The following is a 19021-nucleotide window of genomic DNA, read 5'->3' on the forward strand; positions in this document are numbered from 1 at the left end:
TTCAGCGCTCCCTATGACCTGTTTCGATGACCCAAGATGACCGGTAACTATCGATTCCACTTGTACGCGGTGGTTTTGGTCGGTCTTTTTCAGACGTTAGAGGCCTCGGCCGATGTCCTGATTCAGGGCATAGACGGTGAGTTATTAAGGAATGTTGAAATCAGCTTGTCTTTGCGTGAACAGGACTGCAAGGCGCCTGATTGGAAAATCAATAGTCTGTTCCTCAAGGCCGATCAGGAGATCGACGATGCGTTACGCGCGTTAGGTTACTACCACGTCAGCCTAGAAAAAAATCTGGATATTAAGGCCGACTGTTGGCAAGCGCGCTTTGTCATTAAACCTGGCGAGCCGATGCGCGTGACTGCGATTGACGTGCAATTTCTCGGTGAAGCGGTTGACGATCCGGCATTCGCGAGCTTACGGGAAAAGTTATCCTCCAAAGTAGGCAGCCCGTTGCATCACGGGCATTATGAAGCCTTGAAAAAACAAATCGAGGCATTGGCCTTAGAACGTGGTTACTTGCAGGGGCGCTTTACCTCGAGTCAATTGCGCGTCGATCCTTCTCAAGATCGGGCCGATATTGTGCTGCATTACGATGCGGGACCGCGTCTTTATTTTGGCGAAGTCAAGATTGACCAGGCTGTTCTTGATCCCGCGTTTGTTGCCAAGTTGGTCAAGGTCAAAACCGGCGAGCATTACGATAGTCATAAGCTAGCCGATACGCACAATGCGCTGTCCAACAGCGGCTATTTCAAATCGGTGGATATTCATCCGGATTTAGCCGGCATAGCCGATAGGCAGGTGCCCGTCATGCTGAGTCTGTATCCGAACAAGCGTCATCATTACGGGATGGGTTTGGGATACGACACCGATAAGGGTCCTTTGGTCAGTGGGACCTATCTCAATCGTCTAATCAATCCGCAGGGCCATTATTTCAACGCCGAACTCGATCTATCGCCGGTCTTGGCTACAGCCGGTGCTGAATACACCGTGCCGCTGGATGATCCGCTCAACGACTCCTTGAGCTTTGGTGCGGGTGTGAAACGCGAAGACACGACCAGTTATACCTCGTGGGCAGGGAAATTATCGGCGCGCTTGAAGCACGCATTCACCAGTGGCTGGAAGCAGACATTGTTCATCGACTACAGTTACGAGAAGTATACGGCGGCGAATACGACCGACACGACGCTATTGCTGTTACCCGGCGGCAGTTGGTTGCGTTCGGTATCGGACAATCCGCTTCGACCGACACGCGGTTATCGGTTGGAGTTTTCAGTGGATGGCAGCTACAAAAGCCCTCTGTCCAATATCAGTATGCTGCAAGGGGCTGTGGCGGGCGTGTGGATGCACCCCGTTGGCGACGTGGGACGCATTTTGCTGCGTGGCGAGCAAGGCGCCACGCTGGTGGATAATTTCGACAAGCTACCCACTACTTATCGTTATTTTGCCGGCGGTATGAACAGTATACGTGGTTACAGTTACAAAGAACTGGGCCCCAAGGATGCTACGGGCGCGGTAGTGGGCGGGCGCTTTTTGAGTGTGGTCAGCGTTGAATATGAACATTCGGTACTCGACAATTGGGGGGCGGCCGCCTTTATCGATGCCGGCAATGCCTATAATTTGGACGGCATTCAAATTAAGACAGGCGTGGGATTAGGGGTGCGTTGGTACTCGCCGATTGGTTTGGTCCGCCTGGATTTTGCGGTACCCCTGCAACCCGCCGACTCCTCGTTTCAAATCCATTTTGCCGCAGGGACACGTTTGTGAGCCTGTGGCGCTGGTCGATGAGGTGTCTGCGGGGGCTAGTCCTGGTAATGCCGTTGCTGTTGGCGGTCGTGCTGGCTATGGCCAACAGCCAGTCGGGAAGTCGCTGGCTGATTCAGCAAGTATTGCCGACCGAGGCCAGCATTATCGACATCGACGGCACCCTGTTGCACCGTTTGCAGTTGGCAGGGGTGCAGTATCATGCCGATGGCACCCAGCTCAAACTCCGCCACCTCTCGCTGGCTTGGTCTCCGCTCGATTTGCTGAAGGGCACGCTGCAGATCGACGAGATCGCCACCCAGGGCCTGGAATTGACCCTGGAGCCGGGCACTCAGCAGGCGGATAGCAGCAGTCATTTTGACCCGGAAGCCTCGTTACCCGTGCCGCTGGCGCTGCGCTTGGATCGTTTGACGGTTGACGATGCTACATTCATCCAGTCCGGGCAACGTCACGATCTCCCAAATCTCACTTTGTCGGCCAACACCGAAGGCGGACGATTGCATTTGACCCGAATGATGGCTGAGGCGGTGGATTATCAGCTTGATCTAAATGGTTGGCTGGGCTTGGGAGACGGCTATCCAGTCGCGCTGAACGCGAAGTGTCAGTTGCGTTCGGTCGAATATGGCAACTGGCAGGCAGCCAGCAAATTCAGCGGCGATCTGAAACGCTTGATACTGGACATCAGTGCCTCAGGCCCGTTCGCTGCAACCTTGCACGGCCAGATTGATGAGCTGTTACACAGTCCGGGCTTTGCATTCCAAGGCGATTGGGTTGATGCGCGCTGGCCCTTGGTCGGCAATCTTCCGCAATTGACAAGTCCGCAGGGTTCGCTGACGGTGCAGGGTAATCTCTCAGCTTATCAGGCCAAGCTGACCGCCGACGTGCGGCGAGCCGAGTTACCGGATGCACACGTGGAGCTGGCGATGGACGGTACGCCGACGTCTGCCAAACTCCAACGATTCCTGGTGGCGTCCAAGGCAGGCAGCTTGGCTGTCGACGGCGCGATTGCCTGGCAGGACGCCGTCGAATTTGCTTTGCACGCGCACGCCAGAGATTTTAACCCGGCGGTATTGGTGCCGGATTTGCCGGGGCGCTTATCGCTTGATGGGGATGTCGAGGGAAATTTGAACACGGGCGCGCCGCAGTTTAAGGCGCAACTGCATAGGCTGGATGGTCAATTGCTCGGCAAGCCGTTGAGCGGTGGGGGAAAATTTGCGCTGGACGGGCAGGTTGTGGCGGTCGATCAGTTACAACTGTCATCAGGTGCCAATCGGTTACACGCTGATGGCCGTTTGGGTCCGGCTGAATCCGCGCTTCGCTTTGATTTGCATACGCCGGCTTTAGCCGGTTTGTGGCCCGGTCTGCGCGGCAAAGCGCATGTTAACGGTCTTCTGCGCGGCGATTGGCATTTGCCGGATATTGAGTTGACGGCGCAGGCTGCGGGGCTTGGCTATGCGCAACAGCAAGTCGGCGCATTTGATCTGACCTTGGATTTTCAGCCAAACGCCCAAATCCGGCTACAAATGCATGCCCAACATGTACTTAGCGGTCACGACACAATCGACAGCGTGGCGATAGCCGCCAGCGGCAGTTCAGCAAAACACAGCGTTAGCCTGGATGTCCGTGCGCCGCAGGGGCAATTGGCGCTGGCGCTGGCCGGCGGCTGGCAAGCACCGCGCTGGCAAGGGGCGTTGCAGGCTTTATCCTTGCAAGTCCCTCGACTCGGTGCCTGGGAATTGCGCCAAGCCGCTGCCCTGACGATAGAGCAGCGGCCTGCCGGTGCCGATGTGCGCTTGGCCGATACCTGTCTGACGCAAGCGAGTGCGTTAATCTGTTTGCAGGGCGATTATCTGGCAAATGGCGATCTGAGCGGTCAGGGGCGGGTCAGCGACTATCCGTTGGATTTGCTAAGCGCTTATCTGCCGGCGCATTGGCAACTTTTTGGCAGCTTAGCCGCGACTGCGGAGGTTCGCAAACGCGGGAGCGGTTTGCAGGGGGATTATCGATTGGCGCTGGCAGACGCCGGCGTGTCGCTGCCGGTTGGCCGGAATGGGTTGGTGGTGCCGTTTCGCAAGGCCGTTCTGTTCGGCAATCTCGCTGGCGAGCGTCTGACTGCCGATCTTGATTTGGCGACTGACGGTAGCGACTTTATCCGCGCTCAGTTGCAACTGGATCAAGGTCCCGGACAGAGCTTGGCCGGAAATCTGGCGGCAAAAATCAACGATCTTGGTTTGTTTCAGGATCTGGTGCCCAATATGTCCGGGCTTAAGGGGCGATTCGGTGCCGATCTGAAATTGGGGGGCACGCTGCCTCAGCCAGTTGCTCAGGGGCGTCTGAGTTTGGAGGATGGCCGCTTACAAATTGATGAACTGGGTATTGTTTTGTCCGATATTCAGTTGCATGCCGATGCCGTGAATGATGATCAGCAACTTCAAGTACACGGCAGCCTTCGTTCTGGCGGCGGTCGGCTTGCCATCGATGGTTTGTTGGGTCTGGATGGCACTGCCGATCTTGATGTGCTTGGCAATGACTTTGATGTGGCTAAGTTGCCAGAAGCCGAAGTGACCATCGCGCCGCATCTTAAGCTGGGCCGCTCGGCCCGTGGTGATGCCAAAGTGACCGGGGCGTTGGGAATTGACAAAGCCATAGTTAAAATCAAAGAACTGCCGGCCAGCGCGGTGGCGGTCAGTCGCGATGAGGTGATCGTCGGCAAAACGGACTCGGAGCAGGCTATCGAAGCGCTACCGGGTATCGACGCTGACGTGGCGATTCAATTGGGGCAGCAAGCCAGTTTTTCCGGGCTTGGCTTGGATACAACACTGACCGGGCAACTGCAATTTCTGAAAGTTGATAGACGTCTTGCCTTGCATGGCGCCATCGATATGGCTGACGGCCGTTACCGAAGTTATGGACAAGACTTGAAGTTGCGTAAGGGCCGGTTTTTATTCAACGGCCCGATTGATCGCCCGTGGCTGGACGTCGAAGCCTATCGGGTTTCCAAGGATCAGAAGGTGACGGCCGTGTTGCAGGTCAGCGGATCGGCCACTGCGCCGCAGACCAAGATTTATACCGAGCCCAGCCTGCCGGAGTCCGATGCGCTGGCGTATTTGATTACCGGGGCTTCGCTGAACCAAGCCGGTAAGGATGAAGGGAATATGATCGCGAGCGCTTCTTTATCCTATGGCGCAGGGCGGCTGTCGTGGCTGACCGAGAAACTGGGTATAGACGAATTTGAAGTGCAGCAAGGCAAGTCGTTTGCCGATACGCTGGTCACGGCAGGGCAGTATCTGACGGCTAATACCTATGTGGGCACCAAACTGGGCCTGTTCAGTAAGCAGGCGTTGCTGGTTTTGAAATACAAACTCACCGATAGCATCAATCTGGAAACCCAAACCGGCACATCGCAGCGGGTCAAAGTCAATTATGAGTTTGACACTGACTAAAGCTCGCTGCGTCATTGGCCATAATTCATTCGCTTAAAATCCCTTTCATCCAAAGTTAAGCCGTTTCTAATACATTCTTAATTAAACCCTCAGGCTTTCTCTCATCTTGTCTCGGTAATCTACTAACCAAGCGAATAGTGATTAACAACCCGTTCGCATCAGGTTGGGTTTCCAGGGACGGTGACCCTTAGTCATTGGATCAAGACGATTTAGGGGTTAAGCCATCATGCCACTCGGTTTGGGAAATATTTTCAACGGGCTTTTTAAACAGTACGGTCACACGGTCATTCTGTTGCTGCGCGTCATCGACGTCGCCATGTTGTTTGCTGCCGCTTGGGTGACTCACTATTTTTGGTTGCGCGAGTACGTTGTCGATCAGGATTACCGGATCGTCATCGCGCTGGGCATACTTGGTGCCATCATCTTCTTCGAAATAGGCCAGGTCTATCGGCCTTGGCGTAACGATGCGATGCGCGGCGAAATTGCCCGTATCGTCAGAGCCTGGATTTCGGCGTTAGTGGCGGTGGTGTCTATCGTCGCCTTAATCAGATTGCATTTTTGGTTCGGTTCCAGTTATCGCTGGATTGCCTCCTGGGGCGTGCTGGGTTTGACTTTTGTGTTGGTGGCGCGCGGGGTGTTGTCGCAAGTGCTGGGTTTCTTGCGGGCCCGAGGTTGGTCGCAGGGTCGTATCGTCATGGTCGGTTTGAATCAAATGGCGGTCGCGGTGGCGCGGCAGTTGAATCATTCATCTTGGGCCGGCCTACAAGTGGTCGGTTATGTAGACGACAGGGGCGATGATAGAAACTCGATTAACGATTTCGCACTGCCGCGCCTCGGTAAGTTGGAAGACCTGCCTGGCATCATCTCAGCTCAAGCTATCGACGAAGTATGGGTGGCTTATCAGGGTGAATCCTTGACCGAACGCGCCCAATATCAACTGCGTCATCTGCCGGTCAGTATTCGTCTGGTGATTGACTGCTTTGCCTTCAAACAAAGCAAATTCCTGAGCTTGAACACCGTGGCCGGTATTCCGACCCTGGATTTCTCAGTATCGCCGTTGCATGGCATCAATCGTTACATCAAAGAAATAGAAGATCGACTTTTGGCTTTGATTTTGTTGCTGCTGATTAGCCCGCTGATGTTGGTTTTAGCCGTGGGTGTGAAGCTGAGTTCGCGTGGCCCGGTGTTTTATCGTCAGGAGCGCGTGGGTTGGAATAATCGTTCGTTCACGATGTTGAAATTCCGTTCAATGCCGGTGGACGCCGAAGCCAAAACCGGCGCGGTGTGGGCCAAGCCCGGTGAAAATCGCGCCACCCCGTTCGGCGCTTTCCTGCGCAAAACCAGCCTGGACGAACTGCCGCAATTGATCAATGTGTTACGCGGCGATATGTCGCTGGTCGGTCCACGCCCCGAGCGTCCGGATTTCGTCGAAGTGTTCAAGGACCAAGTCCCCAACTACATGAAAAAACACATGGTCAAAGCCGGCATCACCGGTTGGGCGCAAGTCAACGGCTGGCGCGGCGACACCGACCTCAACCGCCGCATCGAACACGATTTGTATTACATCCAGCATTGGTCGCTGTGGTTTGATCTGGAGATCGCCTTCCGCACCGTGCTGACCGGTTTTATCAATAAAAACGCCTATTAAGGACACGCTTACATGTTTAGATTGATTCCCATCATGCTGATCTTAACCTTGCCCGGTTGTTTCCTGGCGCCAGGCATGGATATGAATACCGATAATGGTTTGACCGAAATCGAGATGCCGATGAAAAAAGACGGGCAATTGGTCAAGGAGAAAGTCCGCATCGTGCCGATTACCGCCGATTTGATTATCGAACGCGAGGCTAACCGTCGCCAGGCCATTAACAATTTGCCGCCGGTGGACCCCAACAAAACCAGCTACCTCATTGGCCCGCAAGATAGATTGCAAATCACCGTCTGGGAACATCCGGAACTGAACGATCCCGGTGGCGAGAAAATCATGCCGGAGCTAGCCGGTAAAGTGGTGGATGAGAACGGCGACTTGTATTACCCCTACGTCGGCAGTATTCACGTGGCCGGCAAGACCGTCAGCGAAGCGCGCGCCGATTTGACGCGCGAGCTGTCCAAATATTTCAAAAAGGTCAAACTCGACATCCGCGTGCTGTCCTTCCAGGCGCATCGAGTAGCGGTGGTGGGTGAAGTGGTGCGTCCCGGTGTGCAAACCATGAACGAAACGCCTTTAACCGTGGCGGAGGCGATCACCCGCGCCGGCGGCTCGACCAAGGATTCCGATTTTGCCAATGTGGCGCTAGCCCGCGACGGCAAACTCTACAAACTGGACGTGCAATCGATGTACGAAAAAGGCCTGACCACTCAAAACTTGCTATTGAAGGATGGCGACGTGCTGAATGTCGGCGATCAAAAAGACAGCAAGGTATTTGTGATGGGCGAGGCCAATCGCCAGCAAGCCATCCAGATCAACAAAGGCCGGATGAGTTTGTCGCAAGCCTTGGCCGAAGCGTCCGGGGTTGATTTCAATACTTCCAGGCCCGGCGACATCTACGTGATTCGCGCCGGCGATATGCAGCCGGAAATATTCCAACTCGATGCCGAATCGCCCGACGCGATGATTCTGGCCGACCAGTTTCCGCTGCAAGCCCACGATACGCTGTTCATCGGTACCGCCGGTGTTACGCAATGGTCTAGGGTCCTGAACCAAATTTTACCCGGCTCGTTTACCGCAATCATGTCGCAAGCCGCGATGATGGGGATGTAACAATGATTTACTCACAAAACGAAGCCACGCCGGTATTGCCGCCACTCAGTCAGTCGCGGATGGAAGAGCATAGCGTCAGTATTCGCGACTACGTCGATCTACTGATCGAAGGCCGTAAAACTATTTTCATCGCGCTATGTTCGGTGTTGCTGGTCACCACTGTTTATCTGGTGTTGGCGCCACGCACCTACAAGGCCGATGCCTTGTTGCGGATCGATAAAAACAAGGCGCTGCTGTCCGCGACGCTGCGTAGCGAAAACAATCAAGCGCCTGCGGAAGCGGAAAGCCCGCGCGCGCAGCGGGAAGTGGAGATTTTACGATCGCGTTCGGTGTTGGGCAAAGTCGTGGATAACTTGAATTTAACCATAGAAACCGAGCCTTACTTTTTTCCGTTGATCGGGGAAACGCTGGCTCGCAAGCATGATGCGCATGACGGCGTAGCCGATGCCTGGTGGGGTTTCAGCCGTTGGGCCTGGGGTGGCGAAAAGCTGAAAATTGCCGCGTTCAGCGTGCCGGATCGCTATCTTGAAAAGGAATTTACCTTGATCGCGTTGGAAGCCGGTCGTTTTCAGTTAGTCGATCCGCGCGGCGACGAATTGTTAGCCGGTCAGGTTGGCGAAGTGTTGACTGCCGAGATTGGCGAGAAAACCCCGGTGACCATTAAAGTCGAAGCCCTGGAAGCGCATCCGGGTACGCATTTCGAATTGACCCGCCGCACCGCGTTGTCGGCTATCGAGACATTGCAAAAAGCCTTTGCGGTCAAAGAAGTGTCCAAGGATACCGATATTCTGAGCGTGGAATTGAAAGGCCGCGACCCGGAGCAACTGGCCAAATCGGTGAACGACATTGCGGCAATTTACGTGAATGCCACGGTGAATTGGGAGTCGGCGGAAGCCTCGCAAAAACTGGGCTTTCTGGAAAGCCAGTTGCCCATCGTCAAGGAACGTCTGGAAAAAGCCGAGCAAGGTTTGAGCGCGTATCGTCAGCAGCACGGTGCGGTGGACATTTCCGCGGAAGCCGAGATCTTGTTGAAACAGGCTTCGGATATGGAAACCCTGGGCATTCAACTCAAACAAAAATACGACGAACAAAGCCAACGTTTGGAATCCGAGCATCCGGACATGATCTCCACCAACGCGCAGATCAAACGCGTGAATAACAAATTAGCGGCATTGGAAAAACGCATCAAGGATTTGCCGAAAACCCAGCAAAACATGGTGAGTTTGTCGCGCGACGTGCAGGTCAACACCGAGCTGTATACCTCCTTGTTGAATAGCGCCCAGGAACAACGCATCGCTGCCGCTGGCTCGTTGGGTAATTCGCGCATCGTCGATTTTGCGGTCACGCCGGAAAAACCTTATTGGCCCAAACCGGGCTTGTTGTTGGCGATTGCCGGTCTGTTGGGCTTGAGCCTGGGCTCGGCTTTGATTTTCCTCAGACATTCCTTGCAACGCCACGACAACTATCCGGCCTTGCTGGAATATCAAGTCGGTTTGCCGCTGTTTGCCGCGATTCCGCACAGCAAAAAGCAGCATAAACTGGGACGCTTGCTGGGTAAGGATAAAGACAACGGCATTTTAGTCAGCCAGGATCCGTTGGATATTTCCGTCGAGTCGCTACGCGGTCTGCGCACCACGCTGGAAGCCACTTTGGCGCAGCATGAAAGCAAGGTGATTATGGTCAGCAGTCCGGCGCCGGGCATGGGTAAATCCTTTGTCAGCGCCAATTTGGCCGCCTTGTTGGCCAGCATCAAAAAACGGGTGTTGGTGATCGACGCCGATATGCGCAACGGCCGTTTGCACGATACCTTTTCGATTGGAAAACAGCCCGGATTGTCCGATTTATTGGCCGGACGGGCCACGTTAGGCGAAGTGATCGTCAGTCTGCCGGAAGTCGGCATCGATTTGATCCCGCGCGGCAATATGGTGCTGAATCCAGCCGAATTACTGGTGCTGGGCGAGTTGTCCGAAACCCTGGAGCAGCTGAAAAGCTTTTACAACCATATCGTCATCGATTCCCCGCCGATTCTGGGTGCGACTGACGCGGCGATTTTGGGCAAACATGCCGACGCTACTTTCCTGGTAGTTAAAGAGGGTCGTTATACCGCGCAGGAACTGGAAGTCAGTGCCCGCCGTTTTCAACAGGTTGGTATTAAGCCCAATGGCTTCATCATCAACGATATGAAGGAAGGCTCCTCTTACTATCCGTATTACGGTTACGCCTATCAACGCGCCGACCAGGAACCGAAGGACGAATCCACCTGGAGCGATAAATATCATGCGGTGGGCGATTGGTTGGGCAAGCAGTTGGATAGAGAATTGTTGCCGGTTCCTGCCGAAAGCGACGAGCGGGTTTAATAATAACGATGAGAATCCGCCTGGAAAAAGACCTGCCGGTGCTGTTGATTGCGCTGGTTGGTGCATCAACGGTGGCCTCGCTGCCGCAGGTCGAATCGGCTTGGGCCGGTATCAAGGAAGTGTACGGCGAGCAGGAAATGGGTTTGCGGATTCTGCGTGAGGCTTTGTTGGGGGTGCTGATCGTTTACGCCTGGCTGGAACCGCGTTTGCGTAACGGGATTTTCACCAGCTCGGTGCTGGCGTTTCTGGGCGTGATTTGCAGCTATGTGTTGTTTGAAGTGGGCTACGCCCTTTATCTGGATTTGCCGCTGGTCGTGCCGCTGACCGGCCTGCGGGTGTTTGAATATTTGCCGGTAGCCTTGATCGGTTTTGTCACCAGTCGTCTGGGCGCCGGCGATTACGTGTTGTACAAGTTCGCCAGCTATCTGCGCTATTACCTGGTGTTGCAAACCGGTTTGGCCCTAGCCCAAGCGCTGTGGGCGCCACCGCTGTTCGGAGTGTCGATGTTGGGCGGCGGCCGGCCGTTCGGCACCTTCGTCAGTCCTAATTTATTCGGGGCGACGATGGCGACTTGCGCGCTGGTGTTTGCCTTGGTGCCGGGCATGCGCCGTTGGTTAGCGCTGAGCGTATTTTTAGCGTTGTTGAGCGGCTCCCGTACCGCGTTTATCAGTTCATTGCTGGTGGTGTTTTTTCAAGTTTATGCCGCACTGCGACCACGTGATCGCTGGGCTTTAGTGATGCCCGCGCCGATTTTGGCGGTGGGGGCGTTGATTTTGGCTTCCAGCCCCTTATTGAGCGGCCGCGACGATGCCGATCCCACGCAAGACGGCCGGATCGATTTGTGGCAGCGGGTGTTTACCAATCATGTGCACGATCCGATGGATGTGCTGTTTGGTTGGGGCTTGGGTTTGAGTTCCAATACCGTCAATCTGCTGTTCGGTGCCGAGTATTTTCCCGGCCAGTTCGATTCCGACAGCCTGTATTTATTCTTGTTGAACGGCTACGGTGTGATTGGCTTGCTGGCGTATCTGACGTTTTTATGGATCACGACACGGATGTCTATCCACCCAAACAAAGGCTTGGTGGCGATGTTTATCTTCGCCGCCGGCCTAACTTTTAACATGTGGGAGTATTTTCCGCAGAACGCCTTGTTAATGATGCTGTGGGGCATGGTACTGGGCTGCACGGCTAAAGCCGGGGCAATGGTTCAACCCATGCCGGCCAGAACCGATTACTCCCCGCGTTTACCTTAGGAAATCGGCGATGTTCGCTGCATTGAAACAGAGCAAATTATTTGGCGATGCCTTTTGGGCCTTGTTCGGCCAGGCGGCCTCGGCCTTAGCCTTACTAGTGGGTACGCGCTTATTAACCGAACTGGTCAGCCCTGCGGTATACGGCCAAGTGGCCTTGTTGAACGGTTTTGTCGCGCTGGGTGTGGCGGTGTTTTCCTATCCGTTTATCTGCGCCGGCATGCGGATGGTCACGGAATGCGAAACCGCCGGCCAGCGCAGCGGCTTGCATGCCGCCGTCGCCGGTTTGACGCTGCAAGCCACCCTGTTGGCGATTGGTTTATTGGTGCTGGGTGGCTTTGCCTACGGTTATTTTGTCGAGGTCAGCCGCGTGTTGTTTTTGCTGACCGGCGTGTTGTTGGCGATGACGGTACAGCGGGAATTGGGCATTCAACTGGCGATAGGCGAGCGCAAGCAGCGTCTGGCTAGTCTATGGCAAACCAGCGACAGCGTGCTCAGGCCCGCTTTGGCGATAGCGCTGGTCTGGTGGCTGGGCGGCAATCCGCAATGGGTGTTGCTGGGTTACATCCTGGCCAGCTTGCTATCCAATCTGGTTTGGAGCGTGGTGCAGCGCCGCAACACGGTGCGGACGCCAGCGACCACCAGTCGGGCGTTCCGCCGCGAAGTCTGGGTCTACGCCTTACCCTTGATTCCGATGGAATTGATTTTCTGGATCAATGGTCTGGGTGATCGCTATGTGATCGGTTATTTGCTGACTGCTGCGGACGTAGGTTTGTATGCCGCAACGTACATGATCGTCAACGAAGCCTTTAACCGCAGCGCGATGGTGCTGCTGCGCACCTTTCAGCCCGCCTATTTTCAAGCTTTCTCCGCACAGCGCTTGCAAAAGGCCTTTTCGATTTTATGGGTCTGGATAACCAGTGTCGCGGCATTGGGCGCGCTCGGTTTGTTGCTGTTACTGCTGACTAAGGATTGGGTGGCTTCGCTGGTGCTGGCAAAATCCTATCACGCCGCGGTGGATTTAATGCCGGCCATGGCGCTGGGCTGCGCCTTGCATGCCCTGGGCACGGCGCTGGCGCAACCGCTGCTGGCGCATAAACGCACTACAACCTTGTTGAAAGGGCGATTATGCGGTGCGGTGACGGCGGCGATGACGATTCCCTTGCTGGTTAGCCAATACGGCTTGCTTGGCGCGGCCTGGGCCAATCCGGTTTATTTTGGTATCGAAGCCTTGGTGTTGGCGATATTGGCAAAACCCTGGCAAGCGAACCAAAGCCCCATGCCTGAGACTATTCAAACATTGAGACAAGAGCCGCTCGTGGCGGATGCTTAAAAGTGACAACGGTGAACACGATGACCTACGCAACAATGACAACAGAGATTTACGGCGAAGTGCTGCGAGCATGCGTGGCTTGCGGCGGGGAAAAAATCAGTTTTTGGCGGCAAAAAGACTATCTATACACCGATAGCGCCAGCAGCAAAGCATTTCAGATTTACCGCTGCGCGTGCTGCGGCACCGGATTTTTGAATCAACCGCCGCATCGGCAGTGGTTGCAAGCCATCTATCAATACTCGGGGCAGGCGCTGACGCAACCGATTACGCTGGACGAAGTATTGGCAAGGGAATCGGCATTTCCAAACTGCATCGTGGATGCCAAGCGCATGGCGCTGCACGCCGATCAGTTGAACAAGTCCGGCAATCACCGGGCTCTGGATATTGGTTCCGGCTTTGGCTTTTATACCAGAGCCTTGCGTTTGCTGGGTTATCGCACCGTCAGCATCAATCCCGGCCAGTATGAAAATCGGGTATTTCAGGATTTAAACGGCGACGAGCCTTTGCCGATCATGTTCGAGCAGTATCAAGCGGAGCAAGCCTTTGGCGTCGTAGTGATGTCGCAAGTGTTGGAGCATCTTTTGGAACCGGATCAGGCGATAGCCAAGGTGGCCGGTTTGCTGGAAAGCGGTGGCGTGCTGGCGTGCGCGGTGCCTAACTATGCGTCATTCTTGGTCAAATTACTGGGCACCAAGGAAAACGCCTGCCTGTGGGTGCCGGAGCACGTCAATTATTTTACCGAACAAGGCCTGAAAAGCTTGCTGGAACGCAACGGTTTACAGGTGGTTAAATCCGAGCAAGTCACCCGGATTCAGTATAACGCGCTATCCAGGCGCTTGGGTCTGACAGGCGGCTTGGCAAAGCTGGCCGACACATTGGTGAAGTATGCGCAGATACCGTTCGCTGCATTAATGGATGGCTTGGGTTTGGGTATTTATGTGAATGTCTATGCGGTGAAGAAATAAGTCATGTTGACCGTCGTTATTCTGACCCAAAACGAGGCAGCCAATCTGCCGCGCTGTTTGGCGGGCATACCGCAGCGCTACCCCACAGTGATTGTCGATTCCGGCAGTACCGATAACACCCTGGCAATTGCCGAAGAACGAGGCTGTGCGATTCACCGCAATCCCTGGCCCGGTTTTGCCGAACAACGCAATTTCGCCATCCGGCAGTGCGGCATAGATACACCCTGGATTTTATTCGTCGATGCCGATGAAATCTATCCGCAACGCTTTTACGACTGGTTTGAGGCCAAACTGTCCGAGACAACCGCCATAGATGTATTGATGGTGCCGTCGGTGTTGTATCTGCGTGGTAAGCGATTGAATCATGCGCCCGGCTATCCGATCTATCATCCCAGACTGGTGCGCCGCGAGAACACCCGTTTTGTGCGCAATCACACCGGTCATGGCGAAGCGGTGCTGGATACTTGTCGGATCGGCTATTCCGATATTCCTTACGAGCATTATTTTTATCACGGCGAAATTATCGAATGGATGCACAAACACGTCGGTAAGGCCGCACAGGAAGTGCAGTTACAACCAACCGCCGGCGCGGTGATGACCACGCGCGGTCGCTTGAGCGTATTGCTGGGGCGCTCCTGGCTCCGGGTGCTGGCGCGGTTTTGTTACCACTATTTATTGCGCGGCGGATTTTTGGACGGCGCGGCCGGTTTGGAGTTTGCGCTGATGTTTACTTGGTACGAAGCCACAATCTATCTGCAAGCAAAAGCTCGTAACTGGGCGGGGAGTGCGATATGAAAATTTCGTTGGTGTTGGCAACGCTGGGTAGGGACTGCGAAGTCTTGGATTTTATTAAGTCCCTGCTGTTTCAAACCTATAAAAACTTCGAGCTGATCGTTATCGATCAAAATCGCGACGGCAAGATCGATGCCATTTTGGAATCTTACCGAGCGTTGATGGACATCAAGCACATAAAAGTGCAATTCACCGGCAACGCCCGGGCCAGGGATTACGGTATCGGTTTGGCGCAAGGCCGCATCGTCGCTTTTCCGGACGACGATTGTGCCTATGACCAGGATGTGTTGGAAAAAGTGGTGGCGGAATTTAAGCGGCGCGCAGATATGGCCATTCTGGTGGCCGGTTCCTACGATTTTTCCGCTACCCGGTTCAGCATTGGCGTAAATAGCCACAAAGCCGGCTATTTCAACCGCTTCCGGATGATGGGCGTGGAGTTTACTCAGTTTTTTGATCTGCAACGGGTCGATAGGCAGCAGTTTCATTTGGATCACGATTTTGGCATCGGTTCCAAATATTCCGGTGCCGAAGGATTTGAGCTGCTGTACCGCTTGCTGCGCGCCGGCGGCAATGCGTTTTACACGCCGGAGATCAAGATTTTTCACGCCAACAAGGATCATTACACACTTGGCACGGCCAGGATGTTGATGTATTCCACCGGCATCGGCGCTTATATCCGCAAGTTTACCAATCAGCATGATGCGTTCATTTGGTATTACATCGTCCGCAAGATGATGGTCGCGCCGGTGTTGAAAATGGCTTTGGCCCTGCTCACCTTCAATCCGCAAAAACTGGCGTATTCGTTTTACAACTTGGTCGGGATCTGGCGTGGGTTTTTGACCTACGGCAAATCGGAAAAATGTATTTAAAGACTGTTTCGGGAGAAATGAAATGGATGTAGGTATTGTCACGACGCATGTGCCGCCGGCCAAAGGCTATGGTGGGGTATCGGTGACCTGTGGCGTGTTGACCAAGGCCTGGGCGGAGCGCGGCCACGGCATGGCGCTGGTCGCCGCCGACGAGTCGATAGACGGTCGCTTGCGCGCCGAGGATGTCAAGCTGGGCAAGCAAGTCGATGTCAGGCTGTACCGCTGTTACGGCTTTCGACGCTGGGGCTTTGGTTTGGGCGCCATGCCAAAGATTTTCAAGCTCTGTTGGCAGGCACCCCGGATCTATATCCACGGCATTGCTACGTGGCCTTCCACGCTGGCGGCACTGTTTTGCGTATTACTGCGCCGGCCGTTTATGGTAGCTGTGCACGGCGGCTTGATGCCGGAACATGTGGCGCTGATTCGTCGGCAAAAGCCGCATAAATGGTTGTTTTACAAGTGGTTGACGTTTCCGACTTTGCGCCGGGCCATTGCGGTGCATTGCACCAGCGATACCGAAGCGGCGGGCGTCACCGACGTGTTGGGGCCGGACGCCAAGGTTTTATTGGTACCCAACGGCATCGACAGTCGCGAGTTTCAAGTCGCCGGCTATCCGGGAGGCGAGGGCACTCAATTGTGTTTTCTGGGCCATGTGCAGCAAGAAAAAGGCATCAATGCGTTTATCCGGGCCTGGTTAAAAACGCGCCGGCCAAATGACCGTTTGGTGGTCGCCGGCCGCAGTGTCGATGGGGCTTATTTTGAAGAATTTCAGGCTTTGCTGGCGCAGGCTGGCGGTGCTATCAGTTATAAAGGCTATTTGCCGGTTGCCGAAGTGAAGCAGTTGTTGGCCGACAGTCATTTCCTGGTGTTGCCGTCCGGTCTGGAGGAAACCGGCGGCATGCGCGAGAACTTTGGCAATGTGGTGGCGGAGGCCATGGCAGCAGGTCGACCGGTGTTGGTCGCGAAAGGTTTGGCTTGGGATCACTTGGCAATGTATGGAGCAGGTTTGGTGTTCGAGCGCAATGAGGCTTCGGTTTGTGCGGTGCTACGGCAAACGCAAGTGGTGACTCAAGCGACTTGGCAAGACATGGCGCTGCGTAGCCGTGAATATGTCGAACAGCAGCTGGACCCGGTTAAATTAGGCGATAAAGTCTGGAAAGTGATGACAAAAGCCGATCAAGTTAAATTGCCGCAGTCCTTAATAGAAGGTTCGTCTTATGAATAAAAAAGTGGGTCTGATCGTGCCGACTCTGAATGCCGGCGAGCTTTGGGAATCGTGGTTACAAGCCTTTGCCGCACAAACCGTGAAGCCGGATTATCGGCTGCTGATAGATTCCTCATCCGCCGACAATACGGTGGTTTTGGCCCGCGACGCAGGTTTTGACGTGCAAGTGATAGCCAAGTCCGAGTTTAATCATGGTGGCACCCGACAATTTGGCGTGAATCGGCTGGCGGATGCCGATATTCTGGTGTTTTTGACTCAGGATGCCTTGCTGGCCGAGCCAGAAGCCATCGAAAACTTACTGGCGGCATTTACAGACGACAGCGTCGGCGCTGCTTATGGCAGGCAACTGCCGCACCGCAACGCCGGGCCAATTGGCGCACACGCTCGTTTATTCAATTATCCGCCGCAAAGTCAATTGCGCAGCCTGCACGATAAGGCGCAATTCGGCATCAAGACGGTGTTTATATCCAATTCTTTTGCAGCTTATCGGCGTAGTGCATTAATGGGCGTTGGCGGGTTTCCGCTGAACACCATCATGAACGAAGATACTTTTGTGGTGGGCAAGATGTTGCTAAACGGTTGGAAAGTGGCATATTGCGGGGATGCCGCCGTGTTTCATTCGCACGATTACGGGTTTTCAGACGAATTTAAGCGCTATTTCGACATCGGTGTTTTTCATGCGAATACTGCTTGGTTGCAGAAAACCTTTGGCGGTGCTGCGGGTGAAGGTAGGCGGTTTGTTGTGTCGGAGCTGAAGTATCTGCTGAAAAATGCGCCTTGGCTGCTACCGTCGGCAGGTTTGCGCACCGCTCTGAAATGGCTGGGCTATAAAATGGGCGGGGTAATGCACGCTAGAATGCCGCAGAGTGTGAACAGATGCTTTAGTTTGCATAAAGCGTATTGGGTAGGCGCTATTTCTGAAAGTAGCGGTAACGGCAGATCGTAACGCGATAATTTCCGGACATCAATTAAGCCAGTATTTCCGCGGAATAACGGCAAAACTGGTTCTAAAATTAATCCAATCCTCATCTAATCCTAATCTAAATTACAGTTTTTCTTCATCTTGACTCTGTAGATTCCTAACCAACATTGTGTTTTTCCGGTCCGAACCGGTTTTTTCTGTTAATTGTAGCTAGGCGTCTCGCCAGTATGGTTCAGCGAAAATTAGTAAAAACACACCGTTGGAAGTGCTTGCAGGACGATAGCGTCTTGTACCGATAGAGCGGGGATAACAGATACATATTTGTTGTCAATTCTTTGAGTTTGAAGAGTAGTGCCCGGATGTTTAGGGAATTTGATTAATTACGTTATGGAGTTTCATCTTGATTTCTGAAAAGCATTCATTTGATAGTTGTTTTGAGGTTTTTTTAGCTGACACGCCTGAAAGCAAACGCATTCATTACAACCTCAGATACCAAGTCTATTGCGACGAAATGGGTTATGAGGATAAAGAAAACTTTCCGGAACAAATGGAATTCGACGAATGGGATCGCCATTCCGTGCATTTCATGGTCCGACACAGATACACCGGGCAATGGCTGGGTGCACTACGTTTGGTTTATCAGAATCAAGCCGTTTTCCCTTTCGAAGCCAAATGCGTTCCCGACCAGCCGATCAGTGCTGAGCAATACCAACAATCAATAGAAATATCCCGCCTCTGCGTATTGAGAGAAGCCCGACGCTTCGCACCAAGAGCTTTCCCGCAACAGGATACTGATGCGGAACAAGTTGCGAAGGACAGCGGTAACATCAGATACCTGCATACCATCAAAAATCAGACTCGCAGCATTATGTGGGGCCTGTACCGGGCGGCGGTTGTCTATTCGGCGCAGAACGATATTAAACAGTGGTACATATTGGTAACGCCGTCTTTGGCTTACGCGGTTAAGAAAGAGGGGTTTGAAATGCAACAGGTAGGCGGCGCCTGCGACCATCGCGGTCAGCGTATTCCTTATGCACTGGATGTTGAGCATATTCTTGCCAATCCTTTGTGGCAAAAAGACTATCAGTTGGATTACCGCAAATATTCAGAACTGCTTGAACAATCGGTGGCTAAGCGGCAAAGAGCTTAAAGTATCGGCGCGCGATCATGCCCAGTTTCAGATACTAAGCGGTTTGCAGGGCAACTTTATCGCATCCAAAAAAAGCTCTGCTTGCGCTGGCGATCTATTAAATCTGGGCGGTGCGGCTGCCGGATTGGAGTAAACCGCTAGTGTCGTTACCGATGCCAGACCACAGCGTGAAAACAGCCCTAAGTCATGC

The 19021-nt window shown here is 53.9% G+C and carries 13 protein-coding genes; all 13 read left to right on the forward strand.

All coding sequences use genetic code 11. From position 1 onward, the window contains the following. Positions 1 to 36: 36 nt before the first annotated feature. The 13 genes from JWZ98_RS04405 (at position 37) to JWZ98_RS04465 (ending at position 18831) form a co-directional block, all read left to right on the forward strand. On the forward strand, positions 37 to 1767 hold the full coding sequence (locus JWZ98_RS04405; protein ID WP_205453412.1) for an autotransporter assembly complex family protein: 1731 nt from the start codon (positions 37 to 39) through the stop codon (positions 1765 to 1767). Between the two features lie 17 nt (positions 1768 to 1784). Beyond that, positions 1785 to 5207, forward strand: a complete 3423-nt coding sequence (locus JWZ98_RS04410) for a translocation/assembly module TamB domain-containing protein (protein ID WP_205453413.1) — start codon at positions 1785 to 1787, stop codon at positions 5205 to 5207. A gap of 226 nt (positions 5208 to 5433) precedes the next feature. Then, positions 5434 to 6855, forward strand: coding sequence for an undecaprenyl-phosphate glucose phosphotransferase (locus JWZ98_RS04415; protein WP_205453414.1), 1422 nt, complete (start codon positions 5434 to 5436; stop codon positions 6853 to 6855). 12 nt (positions 6856 to 6867) lie between these two features. Then, the gene (locus tag JWZ98_RS04420; RefSeq protein ID WP_205453415.1) at positions 6868 to 7968 is read left to right on the forward strand and encodes a polysaccharide biosynthesis/export family protein; all 1101 of its coding nucleotides are present in this window, start codon (positions 6868 to 6870) and stop codon (positions 7966 to 7968) included. Positions 7969 to 7970: 2 nt separating this feature from the next. Then, positions 7971 to 10325, forward strand: a complete 2355-nt coding sequence (locus tag JWZ98_RS04425) for a polysaccharide biosynthesis tyrosine autokinase (RefSeq protein WP_205453416.1) — start codon at positions 7971 to 7973, stop codon at positions 10323 to 10325. A gap of 8 nt (positions 10326 to 10333) precedes the next feature. After that, the gene (locus tag JWZ98_RS04430) at positions 10334 to 11578 is read left to right on the forward strand and encodes an O-antigen ligase family protein (RefSeq protein WP_205453417.1); all 1245 of its coding nucleotides are present in this window, start codon (positions 10334 to 10336) and stop codon (positions 11576 to 11578) included. 10 nt (positions 11579 to 11588) lie between these two features. After that, complete coding sequence (locus JWZ98_RS04435; RefSeq protein WP_205453418.1) at positions 11589 to 12908, forward strand: oligosaccharide flippase family protein; 1320 nt, start codon at positions 11589 to 11591, stop codon at positions 12906 to 12908. Positions 12909 to 12928: 20 nt separating this feature from the next. Further along, positions 12929 to 13873, forward strand: coding sequence for a class I SAM-dependent methyltransferase (locus JWZ98_RS04440; RefSeq protein ID WP_205453419.1), 945 nt, complete (start codon positions 12929 to 12931; stop codon positions 13871 to 13873). A gap of 3 nt (positions 13874 to 13876) precedes the next feature. Beyond that, on the forward strand, positions 13877 to 14668 hold the full coding sequence (locus tag JWZ98_RS04445; protein WP_205453420.1) for a glycosyltransferase family 2 protein: 792 nt from the start codon (positions 13877 to 13879) through the stop codon (positions 14666 to 14668). After that, positions 14665 to 15534: a glycosyltransferase family A protein gene (locus JWZ98_RS04450; protein ID WP_205453421.1), complete on the forward strand. Its 870-nt coding sequence runs from the start codon at positions 14665 to 14667 to the stop codon at positions 15532 to 15534. The genes JWZ98_RS04445 and JWZ98_RS04450 overlap by 4 nt, the downstream gene beginning before the upstream one ends. 22 nt (positions 15535 to 15556) lie before the next feature. Then, the gene (locus JWZ98_RS04455) at positions 15557 to 16759 is read left to right on the forward strand and encodes a glycosyltransferase family 4 protein (RefSeq protein ID WP_205453422.1); all 1203 of its coding nucleotides are present in this window, start codon (positions 15557 to 15559) and stop codon (positions 16757 to 16759) included. Continuing rightward, a complete protein-coding gene (locus JWZ98_RS04460) occupies positions 16752 to 17705 on the forward strand; it encodes a glycosyltransferase (protein ID WP_205453423.1) in 954 nt (317 codons plus the stop codon). Before JWZ98_RS04455 ends, JWZ98_RS04460 begins: the two co-directional genes overlap by 8 nt. Before the next feature lie 376 nt (positions 17706 to 18081). After that, positions 18082 to 18831, forward strand: coding sequence for a PEP-CTERM/exosortase system-associated acyltransferase (locus tag JWZ98_RS04465; protein WP_205453424.1), 750 nt, complete (start codon positions 18082 to 18084; stop codon positions 18829 to 18831). The last annotated feature ends 190 nt before the right edge of the window (positions 18832 to 19021 follow it).

Source organism: Methylomonas sp. EFPC1, from assembly GCF_016925515.1.
GTDB classification, from domain to species: domain Bacteria; phylum Pseudomonadota; class Gammaproteobacteria; order Methylococcales; family Methylomonadaceae; genus Methylomonas; species Methylomonas defluvii.